The sequence below is a fragment of the Paenimyroides aestuarii genome (assembly GCF_024628805.1).
GTDB classification, from domain to species: Bacteria; Bacteroidota; Bacteroidia; order Flavobacteriales; family Flavobacteriaceae; genus Flavobacterium; species Flavobacterium aestuarii_A.
This window is the reverse complement of record NZ_CP102382.1, coordinates 1961613-1976680: the sequence shown is the minus strand read 5'-3', so window position 1 is coordinate 1976680 and position 15068 is coordinate 1961613. Positions and strand designations below refer to the sequence as shown.

The 15068-nt window shown below is 35.5% G+C and carries 13 protein-coding genes; 6 read left to right on the top strand and 7 right to left on the bottom strand.

Annotation, left to right across the window (positions count from 1 at the left end; genetic code table 11):
* Positions 1–10: 10 nt before the first annotated feature.
* From NPX36_RS09495 to NPX36_RS09480, 4 genes are all read right to left on the bottom strand, one after another.
* Positions 11–1351 (bottom strand): (Fe-S)-binding protein, encoded by a 1341-nt coding sequence (locus NPX36_RS09495; RefSeq protein WP_257498489.1) that lies wholly within the window; start codon positions 1349–1351, stop codon positions 11–13.
* A 44-nt stretch (positions 1352–1395) separates the two neighbouring features.
* On the bottom strand, positions 1396–2349 hold the full coding sequence (locus NPX36_RS09490) for an MlaD family protein (RefSeq protein ID WP_257498488.1): 954 nt from the start codon (positions 2347–2349) through the stop codon (positions 1396–1398).
* Between the two features lie 18 nt (positions 2350–2367).
* A complete protein-coding gene (locus NPX36_RS09485) occupies positions 2368–3537 on the bottom strand; it encodes an N-acetylmuramoyl-L-alanine amidase family protein (protein WP_257498487.1) in 1170 nt (389 codons plus the stop codon).
* Positions 3538–3750: 213 nt separating this feature from the next.
* Positions 3751–4512 carry an N-acetylmuramoyl-L-alanine amidase family protein gene (locus tag NPX36_RS09480; RefSeq protein ID WP_257498486.1) on the bottom strand — a complete coding sequence of 254 codons (762 nt, stop codon included), beginning with the start codon at positions 4510–4512 and terminating at the stop codon, positions 3751–3753.
* Positions 4513–4626: 114 nt separating this feature from the next.
* Here NPX36_RS09480 and NPX36_RS09475 point away from each other — a divergent pair, with 114 nt between their 5' ends.
* From NPX36_RS09475 to NPX36_RS09465, 3 genes are all read left to right on the top strand, one after another.
* Entirely contained in the window at positions 4627–7314 is a 2688-nt protein-coding gene (locus NPX36_RS09475; protein ID WP_257498485.1) for a putative LPS assembly protein LptD, read from the top strand.
* Between the two features lie 23 nt (positions 7315–7337).
* On the top strand, positions 7338–7718 hold the full coding sequence (locus tag NPX36_RS09470; protein WP_257498484.1) for a Rid family detoxifying hydrolase: 381 nt from the start codon (positions 7338–7340) through the stop codon (positions 7716–7718).
* Between the two features lie 135 nt (positions 7719–7853).
* Positions 7854–8837, top strand: a complete 984-nt coding sequence (locus NPX36_RS09465) for a DNA topoisomerase IB (protein ID WP_257498483.1) — start codon at positions 7854–7856, stop codon at positions 8835–8837.
* A gap of 115 nt (positions 8838–8952) precedes the next feature.
* Here the strand turns inward: NPX36_RS09465 and NPX36_RS09460 are convergent, their stop codons facing one another.
* From NPX36_RS09460 to NPX36_RS09450, 3 genes are all read right to left on the bottom strand, one after another.
* The gene (locus NPX36_RS09460) at positions 8953–9984 is read right to left on the bottom strand and encodes a threonine aldolase family protein (RefSeq protein WP_257498482.1); all 1032 of its coding nucleotides are present in this window, start codon (positions 9982–9984) and stop codon (positions 8953–8955) included.
* Between the two features lie 115 nt (positions 9985–10099).
* Positions 10100–10864: a zinc-dependent peptidase gene (locus tag NPX36_RS09455; protein WP_257498481.1), complete on the bottom strand. Its 765-nt coding sequence runs from the start codon at positions 10862–10864 to the stop codon at positions 10100–10102.
* Between the two features lie 653 nt (positions 10865–11517).
* Positions 11518–13431, bottom strand: a complete 1914-nt coding sequence (locus NPX36_RS09450) for an amino acid permease (RefSeq protein ID WP_257498480.1) — start codon at positions 13429–13431, stop codon at positions 11518–11520.
* A 222-nt stretch (positions 13432–13653) separates the two neighbouring features.
* Here NPX36_RS09450 and NPX36_RS09445 point away from each other — a divergent pair, with 222 nt between their 5' ends.
* The 3 genes from NPX36_RS09445 (at position 13654) to NPX36_RS09435 (ending at position 14938) form a co-directional block, all read left to right on the top strand.
* Positions 13654–14292, top strand: coding sequence for a peroxiredoxin (locus NPX36_RS09445; RefSeq protein ID WP_257498479.1), 639 nt, complete (start codon positions 13654–13656; stop codon positions 14290–14292).
* A 75-nt stretch (positions 14293–14367) separates the two neighbouring features.
* A complete protein-coding gene (locus NPX36_RS09440; RefSeq protein WP_257498478.1) occupies positions 14368–14676 on the top strand; it encodes a thioredoxin family protein in 309 nt (102 codons plus the stop codon).
* Positions 14677–14680: 4 nt separating this feature from the next.
* Positions 14681–14938, top strand: a complete 258-nt coding sequence (locus NPX36_RS09435; RefSeq protein ID WP_257498477.1) for a DUF6952 family protein — start codon at positions 14681–14683, stop codon at positions 14936–14938.
* Positions 14939–15068 lie beyond the last annotated feature (130 nt).

Genomic DNA, 15068 nt, shown 5'->3' with positions numbered 1-15068 from the left:
CGTGTGCTGGTTAATTCTCGTCTTTCCAGTTTAAACGATCCATTTGGCTGTATTGCCAAGGTGCGGCATTGTTCTCGATATTGGTCATCATGGCGTTTAGTTCCATTGGTGCGGCACTTTGCTCCATAACCAAAAATCTTCTCATATCCATAATGATTGACAATGGACTAATGTCTATCGGACACTCTTGAACACAGGCATTACAAGTGGTACACGCCCATAATTCTTCTGGGGTTATGTAATCATTCAAAAGCGTTTTGCCATCATCTACAAAGGTTCCTTTGTTGGCATCGATATTCTTCCCAACTTCTTCCAAACGATCACGCGTTTTCATCATGATTAAGCGCGGCGATAATTTTTTTCCTGTAATATTTGCCGGACACGCAGAAGTGCATCGACCACATTCGGTACAAGAATAAGCATTTAATAACTGAACCCAATTCAAATCTTGAACATCTTGTGCACCAAATTTTGCGGGTACTGCATTTTCATCAGGTGCTGGTGCTGCAAACGGATCGGCGTTGGGATCCATCATTAATTTCACCTCGTTTGTAACTGCTTCTAAGTTATCAAACTCACCAAGCGGTTCTATATGTGCATAATAGGTATTTGGAAAAGCCAACAAAATGTGTAAGTGCTTTGAATAGTACAAATAATTTAAGAAAGAAAGCACCATTATAAAGTGTCCCCACCAACCTATTCGCTCTAAAACGTGTAAAGTTCCTTCGCTAAGAGCGCCAAAAACAGCAGGACCTACATACTGCGAAATAGCAAAATTAAACGAGCCTTGACCTGCAAAATGCGATTTGCCCATGTTGTATAAAACCTCATCGGTTCCGTTCATGGTAAAAATACACAACACCAAAATAATTTCCATTATTAAAATTAAGTTGGCGTCTTTTTTAGGCCAGCCCAAAAGTTCTATCATGTTTAAGCGCGGCAACTTTAGCAGGTTTCTTCTCGATAAAAAGATAATTGTTGCCAGCAACGCAGCAACCGAAACAATTTCGATTAAACTAATCATAAACGTATAAAAACCACCTAATGATTCTTTGAAGATGCGGTGTTTCCCAAAAATTCCATCGATAAAAATTTCAATTAATTCAATTTGGGTAATCATAAAAGCTGCATAAATCGCAAAATGCAAAATTGCCGGAATGGGTCTTGCAAACATTTTTTTCTGCCCAAAGGCTACCAAAAGCATATTTCGCCAACGTTCTGCGGGCTTGTCTGTGCGATCTATTGGTTGACCCAACTTTATATTGCGGTAGATTTTTTTGGCATTTTTTGCAAAAAAACCAAATCCTACTGCGGTTAAAGCTATAAATAATATACTGCTAAGAATATGCATATTAAATAAGATTAATTATTGTTTGTATTTTGATGTATGCTTTATTATTTTTCTGATTCTTGATAAGGCTGTGCTTTTTTACCAAAGACCGAAATATTGATGTATCTGCTTGGGTTTAGCTTCACATCTTCCAACAATTGGTTCAACTCTTTTGTAGCCGATTCTAAATTATTGTACAATTGTTCTTCTTTCATTAATTTACCAATATTTCCTTTGCCACTATTTGCATCTGCCATCATTTGGTTGAGGCTTGATGCTGCACTATCGAACTTATTTAAGATGTCCTGCAGTTTTTGTAACTGAATTTTATCTAAATCGTTTGAAAAAGCCGAAAGGTTTTTAGAAGTGGTATTGAAATCACTTACAATATTGTTGATTTTTGCTTCGTTGGTGGATACAATTCTATCAAACTTCCCCGTAATAGCATTTGCATTGCCCATTGTAGCGTTTAACTGTGCCAAAGATTCCTGCAAATTCTTCTGAGCTGCCGGGTCTAAAGTTTTGTTGATTGATTGTACTAAAATATTTACATTATAAAGAACAGAATCTAACTTTTTTGCAATAGGATCTACTTTTTGAGTAAAATCATCGATCATCCCCGTCATTTTACCCGATTGTAAATAATCGCCACTTTTTGCCAAGGTTGCATCATTGTAATTAATTTGTAAAGCAATTTGCTTACCACCAATTAAATCGGGTGAATACATAACCGCTTTTGACGAAATAGGAATATCCACATCATCTGTCATGACTAATTCTACCAATATTTTTCCTTGACCTTTAAGCGAAATATGATGCACCTTTCCTACCACCATTCCGTTGATAGTTACCGATGAAGCGGTTGAAAGTCCTTCAACATTATCGTATTCCACAAAAAAGGTACGTGAGCTGTTAAACAAGTTTTTACCGTTTAAAAAGGTATAACCCCAAATTAACATTCCTATCGATAACAACACTAATACTGCGGTTTTTATCTCTCTTGATATAGCTATTTTCAATTTTTATTTTTTTAATTACTAGTTATTTATGGCTTGTTGTATGCTGATTTTTTTTCCGTTTTTATATGCCACCAAAAAAGCAGAGTTGTATCCTTTGTTTTTGGCAACTTCTAAAGCTTTGCGCGCGTGTTCATAATCAGTGGTTTCGTTATAAAAATATTTGTACAAGGTACCTTCTTTCATAACCGATATCTTATCTAAACCTTTAAAATTACTTGGTTGCAAACCTATATTATTTCCGCTAGCAGCAATCTGCACTTTAAAGGTAACGCCTGCTGCTGTGACCTTTTCTGGCTTTGAAGCATCAACCGATGACGTTTGAGCTACCGGAACAACTTTCTCTTGAACAGTATCTACTTTTTTAGGTTCTACTTTTGCCACAACGGGTTCTTGCTTTTTAGGTTTTGATTCGATTTCATCGCTTGCCGAATGATGCTGGCGTTTGTAGTCTAATATCGCTTTGGCAATACAAAGTGCCAATTCATTTTTTCCTTCTTCACTGTTCAAATACGCACCTTCTTCGCTGTTAGATAAAAAACCTAGCTCAATTAAGATACTTGGCATAAAAGCACCGTGCAATACCAAAAACAAATCTTGTTTTACCCCGCGATTTCTTCTTTCGGCATCATTTGTAAAGCGCGTTTGCACTTTAGAAGCCAAATCAATACTTTGCAATACATATTGTTCTTGCATTAAGGTCAAGCCTATTAATGATTCTGGTCTGCTTGGGTCGTATCCTGCATATTTTGTTTGGTAATCATCTTCTAATGTAATAACTGCATTTTCCTTTTTTGCAACTTCTAAGTTCGAAGCATTTTTGCTTCTTCCCATAACATAGGTTTCAGTACCCGAAGCACTTGGCGCATTGGCAACTGCGTTGGCATGAATTGAAACAAAAATGTCAGCTTTTTCACGATTGGCAATATCTGTTCGCTCTCTTAATTCTAAAAAAACATCCGTTTTTCGGGTGTAAACCACATCAATGGTTTTATCTTTTTTAAGCAGCTCGCCTACTTTTAGTGCCACATCTAGAACAATTCTTTTTTCTACATAATTTCCTCTTGTTGCGCCAAAGTCATGTGCCCCATGACCGGCATCTAAAACCACCTTAAAATTTTGTGCATAAACCGTTGAGCCAATGCACCATATAAAAACGCCCAAAGCAGTTTTAAACTTGTTTTTAAACATAGCTTTTTTTTATATTTTGTTTTTTATTTAAAAGACTAAAATTAATGAAATATCCATTTGTTATTTATAAAATACAAATAAACAATTTTACAAAAATAGTATTTAAAAATTGCATACAAAAGTAATATATATCGTTTTTAATTGATTTTATGTATCAACTTGTAATTAAGAATTAAAACGAATAAGCTAACTAACCTGTAAATATGGCTTTTTTTACACTGGATTGGTCTTTTTATAATCGATAATAGCTTTTGCAATCGCCTTTGCCAATGCACTTTTTCCTGTTTCAGATCGAAGATATGTGCCTTCTTCTTTATTGGATACAAAACCTAACTCAATTAAAATACTAGGCATTAAGGCACTGTGTAAAACCCAAAAAGGTCCTTGACGAACACCCCGGTCAACTCTTTTCACATCATTTTTAAAGCCTACTTGGATTTTTGATGCCAAATCGATACTTTGTTTTATAAATTGTTCTTGCAACAAGGTTAAACCAATGAGCGATTCCGGACGATTAGGGTCGTATCCTTCGTACTTTTTCTGATAATTATCCTCTAAGGTAATTACAGCATTTTCGCGTTTAGCAACCTCTAAGTTGGCTTCGTTTTTACTAATACCCATAATATAGGTTTCGGTACCGGTAGCCAATCTGTTTTTTGCTGCATTGGCATGTATCGATATAAAAACATTTGCTTTTTCGCGATTTGCAATTTTTGTTCGTTCTGCCACTTCTATAAAAACATCTGATTTTCGAGTAAAAATCACTTCGATATCTTTTTCGGCCTTGAGCAATTCGCCCACCTTTAAAGCTACATCTAAAACAATTTCTTTCTCAATAAAATTTCCATAAGCAGCTCCGGGGTCTTTCCCACCATGTCCGGGATCTAAAACCACTTTGAATTTTTGAGCATAACCCATTGAACAAAAGCATATTAAAAGCATTATTAAAACTCTTGAAAGCCTATTTACAATCATAGTATATTTTATATGTTCGTTTCTTATTTAAAAGTCTAAAATTAAAAAAAAATATTAGTAAGTTTGAAGTCGAAAAAAAAGCACCTATCTGTTTTACAAAATAGCATAATCAAATTGCAAAGAAAAGTTTTATATATCGTTTTTAGTTTACTAGTGATTCCGACAGCTACATCAACTGCTTTAGCTCAGGATTTCCCACACACCAACAAGCGATTAAACATTGAAAACAAGAAAGATACACTTACCAAAACCACATCACCAATCACTGTTTTAGATACGGTAAGAAAAAGCAGTGCCCCACCAAAACAAGGTCAAAAATTAGAAGCACCTATGTTTAGAACGGCAAAAGATTATGAAAAATTAGATCAAAAAAACAAGAAAGTTACTTTATATAATCAAGCGGTTTTTAAATATCAAGATTACGAACTTACTGCCGGAATCATTATTTATGATTATGATAAAGAAGAAGTGTATGCAGGTAGAATTAAAGATTCATTAGGAAATTTGGTGCAACATCCGGTTTTTAAGCAAGGTAATCAAGTAGTTGAACCCGATTCCATTCGCTTCAATACCAAAACCAAAAGAGCCATTGTTTGGAACACCCGTACCAAGTACAATGATTTTAATGTAAAAGCTGCGAAAACGAAAAAAGTAAGCGATTCTGTTTACTTTATGAAAGATGTAATTTTTACAACTGCCGAAGACATTGATAATCCGGAGTATTATTTTCAAACACGCCAGGCAAAATTTGTGCCCAATAAAAAAATTGTAACCGGTTTGACCAATTTGGTTATTGAAGATGTACCTACTCCAATAGGGTTGCCTTTTGCCTTTTTTCCATTGTCGCAAAAAGCATCATCGGGCTTCATAATTCCTTCGTTTGGCGACACCAATTTACGAGGTTATTTCTTGCAAAATGGTGGATATTACTTTGCTTTCAACGATTATGTGGATCTAACTTTGTTGGGTGATTATTACACAAAAGGTACCTTTGCAATCAATGCCCAATCACAATATCGCAAACGTTATCAATATAATGGTAACTTTAACATTCGCTATGAAAACATCGTGGAAAGTGAACGCGGATTGCCCGATTATTTGAATGCAAAAATATACAATATTCAATGGAGCCATTCACAAGATGCAAAAGCAAACCCCACATCGCGTTTCTCGGCATCGGTAAACTTGGGTAGCAGCAGTTATTTTCGAAACTCATTAAATACACAAAACATTGGTTCCAATATGAATAATACCTTATCATCATCGATAAGTTATTCCAAAACGTTTCAATCAACACCGCAGATCAACTATACTATTTCGGCAAATCACACCCAAAACACCAACACACAAGCAATAACCATGTCGCTTCCCAATGTGCAGGCAAGTATGGATCGGGTGTATCCTTTCGCGCCAAAAAGCGGCTCTAAAAAAGGATTTATTCAAAACATTAATTTGCAATACAATCTAAGCGGTAGAAACCAAATTCAAACCACCGATTCTCTGTTTTTTAAATCGGAAATGTTTAACGAAATGGATGCAGGCCTTCAACACACCATTCCATTGGCCACCAACTTCAAGGTGTTAAAATATTTATCTGTTTCATTAACAGGTAATTATACCGAAACATGGGTATTGAATACTTTTAATAGATTTTACAGTTTAGAAACCAATCAGCGCGAAACCGCACGCGTGAATGGTTTTGATAGTTATAGAACGTATAACTTTAGCACCAATATTGGAACCACCGTTTATGGTACTTTTAACTTCAATAAAAACGCTAAAATCCAAGCGATTCGCCATGTAATGCGTCCGGCTGTTTCCTATTCGTACACGCCTGCGTTTAAACAATATTATGATACCTATGCGATTGATGCTTTGGGAACAACCATGGAAGAATATTCCCGTTTCCAAGGTACTTTGTTTGGTACTCCCAATCAAACCATGTCAAACATCATGAGTTTTTCATTGGGAAATAATTTTGAAGCAAAAGTGCGCGATGAGGAATCTGCAACTGGCGAACCAAAAAAGGTAATGCTATTGAATTCATTGAACTTTGGCACATCGTATAACTTTACGGCAGATTCATTAAAATTGCAACCAATTCGGATGAACGCCAATACCAATTTACTGAAAGACAAATTGCGTTTAAACTTTGGTGCCAATTTAGATCCATTGGCTATTGATAATGCCGGAAACCGAATTGATAAATTCAACATCGCAAACGGCGGAAGTTTGTTGCGATTAACCAGTGCAAATATAACCGTGAATTATTCCTTGGCAAGTACCGACCCCATTTTTGGTGGTGCTCCCAAACCAAATGACGAAGAGATTGACCAAAATGTGCAAAACGGTGGTCGCGGGGATGATTTATTTGGGCAATCGATTGATTTGGCAGACCGACAAAAATCAATGTTTGATGAGAACAAGCGAAAAGAAACAAAAACTTCGTTTTACAATACCGACATTCCTTGGGATTTAACCTTAGCTTGGAGTTTAACCTATAACAATGCCCGCCGAACATCCGAAATTAGTAACAACTCGTTGATGGTTTCTGGAAACGTTACCTTATCTCCGGGATGGGTTGCAGGATTTTCTACGGGATACGATTTTAAAAACAAAGGGGTGACCTACACGCAATTGCGATTTGAACGTGATTTGAAATCATGGCGAATGGATTTTTCATGGATTCCAAACGGATACTATAAACAATGGAACTTCTTTATCGGAATTAAATCATCGATACTACAAGACATTAAGTATGAAAAACGAAATGCTGCAGAACGCCGATTCAGAAACAGATAATCAACAATTTATTCTATAAAACAATGAAAAAAATTATTAATTCATCAAAAGCTCCTGCACCAATTGGTCCATACAACCATTCGGTAATGGTAGGCGATTTATTGTTTATTTCCGGACAAATACCTTTTAACCAAGCAACAGAAACATTGGTTACAAGTGGTATTCAAGACGAAACAGAACAAGTGATGCAAAACCTGCAATACATTATCGAAGAAGCTGGTTTAACCTTTGAAAACGTAGTAAAAGCAACCATTTTTATTAGAAATATGGACCACTTTAGTTTGATAAACGAAGTGTATGCGCATTATTTCAAAACCGAAACAGCACCCGCACGCGAATGTGTGCAAGTTGAAAAATTACCTAGAAATGTAAACATTGAAATATCAATGATTTTGCATAGATAATTAAAAAACGCCTCGATATTCCGGGGCGTTTTTCATTCTAAATCTTCTAAAACAAAACAGATCGGTTAAATTCTTTAATTAAGTATGCGTGAATTTTCGTAAATTTGATACAGCTATGAATCAATCTACCAAACTATGTATCTTCGAAAAAAACATGGAAAGGGTTTTCGTTACCTTAATTCAAAGGGAGAAACCGTTACCGATACCGCACTGAAAAACTACTTTAAATCATTGGTTATCCCACCGGCGTGGACTGAAGTAGAAATTGCAGAAAAGAAAAAAAGCAAAATTTTAGTTACTGGGCGTGATCTTCAAGGCCGAAAACAATACATCTACAACCCGCAATTCCGACAAAAACAAGAACAGAAAAAATTTGACCGAATTATTGATTTTGCCGAGCAACTGGAGCACATGCGCCGGGTTACCGGACAACATCTTCGCAAAAGAAAACCCACACGCGAAAAGGTGCTTGCCACTATGGTGCGTTTGCTAGAATCTGCTTTTTTCCGACCTGGAAGCGATACCTATACCAAACAAAATCAATCGTATGGATTAACCACGTTACGCAGTAAACATTTGACAATTAATGGCAACGAGCTGGTTTTTACTTATCGGGGCAAATCGGGCAAAGACCAAGAGAAGCATATTGTGGACGCTAAGTTGGCCAAAATAGTGCAGGAAGTAGATGACTTGCCCGGCTATGAAATTTTTAAATTTATCGATGAAAACGGTGCTGTTCAAGATGTGAAAAGCGAGCATTTAAACCAATACATTCACGAAGTAATGGGCGATGCTTTTTCTGCAAAGGATTTCAGAACGTGGTCAGGTACCATGATTGCTGCTATTGCATTGGACGAACTGAATGCCGAAGAACCTTTGGATCAAAAAACGATGGATAAAAACATTCGGAAGGCAGTGATTCAAGTGAGTGAAAAATTAGGAAATACACCAGCAGTAGCACGAAGTTCGTATATCGACCCAAGAGTAATCGATAAATACCTTGATGGGAAAACACTGCGGTATTTTCAGAAAGAAATAAACAAAATGCTTCAAACAAGCGAAAATTTATCAAATAGCGAATTGGGCGTTTTATGCCTTTTGCGTGAACGTTTAAAGTAAATTGATGCAAAAACAAGCTATCTATCAACAAGTTAAACCACCAATAATCTTTTGGATTTCAGAAGGTTATTGGTGGTTTAATCATATGAAATTATGCGAAAATTGTTCTTTCTATTCAATTCACTGCTTGTTGCAAATCGGCAATAAATTCATTTACCACTTGCTCATCCGTAGCCCATGAAGTAATGAGTCGTATTATGGCTGTTTCGGCATCTATCTCTTTCCACTGATAAAAAAGATATTTATTTGCTAATGATTCGATTACTTTTTTGGGAAGAATTGGAAAAATTTGGTTGGTAACTGGTTCCGATAAAAAACCGAATCCTAATGCGCTTATTGCTGTAGCCATTTTCATTGCCATTTGGTTGGCATGTGTTGCCAATTGAAAGTATAAATCGTTTGTAAATAATTCTAAAAATTGAATCCCTAATAGCCTGCCTTTTGCCAATAATGCACCCTTTTGTTTCAACACATAATCAAATTCAGGTGCTAAAGATTGATTATTAAAAACGATGGCTTCGCCTAACAATGCACCATTTTTTGTTCCTCCTATGTAAAAAACATCAGTATATTTTGAAAGGTCGGCCAATGTCACATCCGATTTTGGGGTCATTAAAGCATTTCCCAAACGAGCGCCATCCATAAAAAGCAACAAATTATTTGTTTGGCAAAATTCCCACAAGGCAATCAACTCGGCTTTGGTGTAAATGCTGCCCACTTCGGTGGCGTTTGAAATATAAACCATTTTTGGTTTAACTATGTGGGGGCGTAATTGATAATTTTTTAGAGCAGCCTCGATGCATTGCTGTTGCAACTTACCATTTGTCGTTTCAATTGTAATAATGCGATGCCCCACAGCTTCAATGGCACCTGTTTCGTGTGAAAAGATATGTCCGGTATGTGCACTGATCACCGCTTCATGCACTTTTAGTAAAGCAGCAATCACGAGTAAATTGGTTTGTGTGCCGCCCGAAACAAAATGTATAGCTGCATTGAAATTTTCCAAATGCTTTTTTAGCAATATTTTTGCTTGTTCTGAATAAACATCATCACCATACCCAGGCTGTTGCTGCAAATTGGTTGTAATAAGTTTTTGAAGAATATTTGGGTGAGCGCCTTCGGAATAATCGTTTCTAAAGTTATACATACAAGAATTTAATTGTGGATTGGTTGAGCAGTTCAAAAATACGATTTTTCAACACGTACTTACAATAATTAATAGGGTGTATTATTCAAAAACATACTTTTGCAAGAATTTCTATTTATCTGGTTTTTGGGTGCTTAATCATATTGCCCACGTGTAGGTACAAATCGGGAAAATGTTGTTTAAAAGCGGTTTCTTTTTCAAAAAACAATTCAATTAAAACCGAAACCAACTCTAATCGATCCGTAAAAGCATAGGCACGCACAAAATCAACTTGATTTATTCTCGATTGATTTTCAGCAACTTGAATCCATTCCACAATTAAGCGAAATCCCTTTTTAAAACGTTCTGCATCGGGATGTTTTGCGGCAGTTTGCAACATTTCAAAACACAAGGCATGTGTAAATTCGTGCAATGCTACATCTTTTCCGTCTTCGTTATAAAGAATATCATTCTCAAAAACATCTAAGGCCAACATAATGGTTTTCAATTTAGGGTTAAAATGTCCGGTATGGGTTTCATCTAATTGTGGAAAATAGTAAGCCGTTGGATAGACAATAACCTTATTAAAGGTATTGATTAAAAAGTACTTATATCCCAAAGTAAGCTTTACATAAGTTGCTGCAATTGCCACTTTGTGGGCGTTGGTTAGCGGTGCATTTTCTTTTGGTATGATTGCATACTGTTTTAAAAACTCTAGAATCCGCATGCTAAAGTTCAGCTTAAACTTATGCGGCAATTGATTAAAAATTGGAAAAACTTTTGTAATGGCATCCGCAAATTGAAAAACAACTTGTTCAGGTGCTAACTTTAAAGGAAAATTTCCGTTGGGATTTTCTAAACGATAGCGGTCATAAAAATGGGAAGAGCCAAAGAAAAGCATACTTTTTTTTTTGGAAGATACTAAAAAAGATTATAAATATACGTGCGATTCCGCCGTAATGATTGAAAAATTTAATTCTATTTTAAACTATTGATGCATACAATCAACCGAAACCTGTTTTAAAGAGGGAGTTTTGTGTAATAATGCTATTTCAGTTTTACATGATACAGCAATACAATATACATTTAAAAAATACATCCCTCTTAGTCCCCCCTTCAAAGGGGGAGTTTTGTGGAGTGATGTTATCTCTGTTTTACGATAAACATTATACATTAATAAATTATACAGCATTACAATATACATTAATACGCTATACAGCAAACAAAACCTTAAACTTTAAACAAATCAACCACAGATTAAAAGTTTTTCTCAAATTGCTTTATGAATTGCATTATTGCAGAAATACAAAACACAACATTACAATATACATTTAAAAAACACATCCCCCTTAGTCCCCCTTCAAAGGGGGAGTTTTGTGGAGTGATGTTATCTCTGTTTTACAAAATACAGAAATACAATATACATTTAAAAACTACATCCCCCTTAGTCCCCCTTCAAAGGGGGAATTTTGCGGAGTGATGTTATCTCTGTTTTACAAAATACATTATATAGTAATACATTTTACAGAAATACAAGTTTTGCTTAGAAAAAATTTACTTCCCATTCAATTTACTGTGAAAACGCGAATAGCTAAAGTAAATCAGCAACCCAATAATTAACCAAACGGTAAAATACAACCAATTCCAAATAGTGAGCTCTGCCATCATGTACATGCAGCAAATAAGTCCTAGCATAGGAATTAAAGATAAATTCTTTTTAAAACTCCAAATACATAGAAAAACCATAGAAAACAAAAACAACCACATAGGTATTTTATGTTTGAAAAGGTTAAAACCGGTTTCAAATTTTAGATGCTTTTGTACAGGCGCTTTTTCAATCAAAACGGTATATGCATCTGCCGATTTTTCATGAACCGAAGTGAGTATTGCCTCTAAATCATTGGTGAATTGGTCGGGGTTGATTGCATCATTAATTTGTATATAATAAATCATTTGATCTGCTTCTTGTTTGGAAAGTTGTGTTACAAAAGGGGTAGGTTCATAAACCTGAGGAGTATTATACACAAAAGCTTCTACCCCATTCTTGTTCCAGATAAAAACCGAAAGCAATCCTAAAATAAAACCCACAGGCAAAATATACTTTCCGTTTACATAAGGAATTCGAAACTTGCCTCTTGGAATGTCTTTATCTTGCAGCACCAAAACACCTGCGCAAACCAAAGAAAAGGCGAAAAGCGTACCAATGCTGCATAAATCGGTCACCATGGTTAAATTCATAAACAAAGCAGGAATTGCCACTACGAAACCTGTAACAATGGTTGCAAATGACGGTGTTTTATATTTTGGATGTATTTTTGAAAACTTTGGTGGCAACAATCCATCACGGCTCATACTCATCCAAATACGCGGCTGCCCCATTTGAAAAACCAGCAAAACACTTGCCATGGCAACTACGGCACTTACTGCTACAATTCCGGCAAACCATTTTAGATTTACCTGATCAAAAACGTAAGCCAATGGATCGCCTACCCGCAATTCTTTGTAATTTACCATTCCTGTTAAAACCAAAGCAATCGCAATGTATAATAAAGTACAAATCACGATAGACCAAATCATGCTTCGAGGCAAATCGCGCTGCGGATTTTTGCATTCTTCGGCTGTGGTAGAAATGGCATCAAAACCTATATAAGCAAAGAAAACAGCCGAAACACCCTTTAGAACACCTGAAAATCCATTAGGTGCAAATGGGTCAAAGTTATCCATATCTACATAGAAAACACCTACAACTAAGACCAAAGCAATCACAGCCAGTTTCACAAAAACCATGATATTGCTTGCGTTTCGCGATTCTTTCATACCCCGATACACCAACCACGTGATTAAAAATATAATGCCTAAAGCCGGTATATCTGCCACAAAATGAAAAGTGCCTATTTGAGGCGCAGTCGTCCATGCGGTGTGTGCTAGTTGAATGTTTGTTGGTAAATTTTCAAACGATTTTCCACTTGCCATTAATGCCATTGCATCGTTAAAGCCTTTGTTTGCAGAAAGATAATCCATCTGTATCCACTGAGGTAAATGAATGCCCATATTGCTTAAAAGACCTGTGAAATAATCACTCCAAGAAATTGCAAGTGTGATATTTCCAACCGCATATTCCATAATGAGTGACCAACCAATGATCCAAGCAATCATTTCGCCAAAAGCTACATAACTATACGTGTAAGCACTACCCGAAACCGGAACCATCGACGCAAATTCGGCATAGGCCATTGCTGCAAATCCACAAGCCAAAGCTGTAAACATAAACAAGAAAATCACAGCTGGACCACCATCATAACTTGCTTGACCAATGGTACTAAAAACACCAGCACCCACAATAGCAGCTATACCAAAAAAGATGAGATCTTTTTGAGTTAAAAACTTTCCTAAACTTTCGTTTTTGTTTTCATTTGCCTCTAACTCGGCAAGAATATCGGTCACATTTTTTTTACGGAATATATTCATTTACGTTAAAAAGTATGATAATTGTTATTTTTTGTTTTGGTAAATCTAATTAATTTTACAGAAAGATACACAACAAAATGAAAAATGGTTGGTATAAACAAAAACTATCAAATAATAAATTTAAACAATAAATTATTTATGGTAATGCTTCAAATTGAACGTATCTTTGTAGTAGAAAATTAATAATAAACCGAATTTACTAACTTAAAAATAAAAATTATTATGGCATTAGTAGGAAAACAATTCCCAAACATTACAGTTGACGCAATTTCAGAAATGGGCGATGATTTACGAATCAACGTTTTAGAAGAAGCAACAAAAAACAATAAAAAAGTATTATTATTCTGGTATCCAAAAGATTTTACTTTTGTGTGTCCTACAGAGCTTCACGCATTTCAAGCTGCTTTGCCTGAGTTTGAAAAAAGAAACACAATGGTAATTGGTGCATCATGCGATACAAATGAAGTGCATTTTGCATGGTTGAACACAGCGAAAGATAATGGTGGAATTGAAGGTGTAACTTATCCGTTATTAGCAGATACTACAAGAAACCTTTCAAGCGTTTTAGGAATTTTAGATGTTACATCTGAAACGTATAACGAAGAATTGGATTCTGTTCAAATCGAAGGCTCAAATGTTACTTTCCGCGCCACTTATTTAATTGATGAAACAGGAAAAATTTTCCACGAATCGGTAAACGATATGCCGTTAGGACGTAACGTAAACGAGTATTTACGTTTAATTGATGCGTATTCACACGTGCAAACACATGGCGAAGTTTGTCCGGCAAACTGGGAATCAGGTAAAGAAGCAATGAATGCAAACCGCAATTCTACTGCTGAATATTTAGCAAAACTTTAATTTGTTCAAAGTTTAAGGTTTAAAGTTCAAAGTGTTGAGCAAAACCTTAAACTTTAAACCTTAAACAAAAAAATTATGGTATTAGAACTAGAACAAGATAATTTACAAGAGGTTATTACTCAAAATGAAAAAGTAGCTGTTCAATTTTCGGCTTCATGGTGCGGAAACTGCCGTATTATGAAACCTAAATTCAAAAAAATGGCTAGCGAAAAAGAAGATATCGCTTTTGTAATTGTTGATGCAGAGAAATTTCCTGAATCAAGAAAATTAGCAAATGTATCCAACCTACCAACTTTTGCGATTTTTAACAATGGGGCATTAGTTGATGAAACCCAAACCAACAAAGCAGAGGTTTTAGCAGAATTAGTGAATAAATTAACCTAACGACATGAAACTACCTGTAATAAAACATCTTACGCAATTCATAGAAGAGAACGATCAAGATTATATCAATGAAACGATTGAAGTTTTAGAAGCTTTAACCGAAGTTCCCTCTTTAAAAGATGAAGAATTAGATGTAATTGGCGAATTAATCTCTAATATGTATGGTGCGCTTGAAGTTGATAAACTTATTAAATCAGGCACTCCGAAAAAAGAAGCTTTAAACACTTTTATGCAACGTGTATTAGGGTCAATTGATAAATAAGAAGCTTTAAACACTTTTATGCAACGTGTATTAGGGTCAATTGATAAATAAGAAGCTACAAAAACCACAAAAAAACCACGAGCCAAACTCGTGGTTTTTTTATTACCCCAATGCCAAATATTTTCAGTAA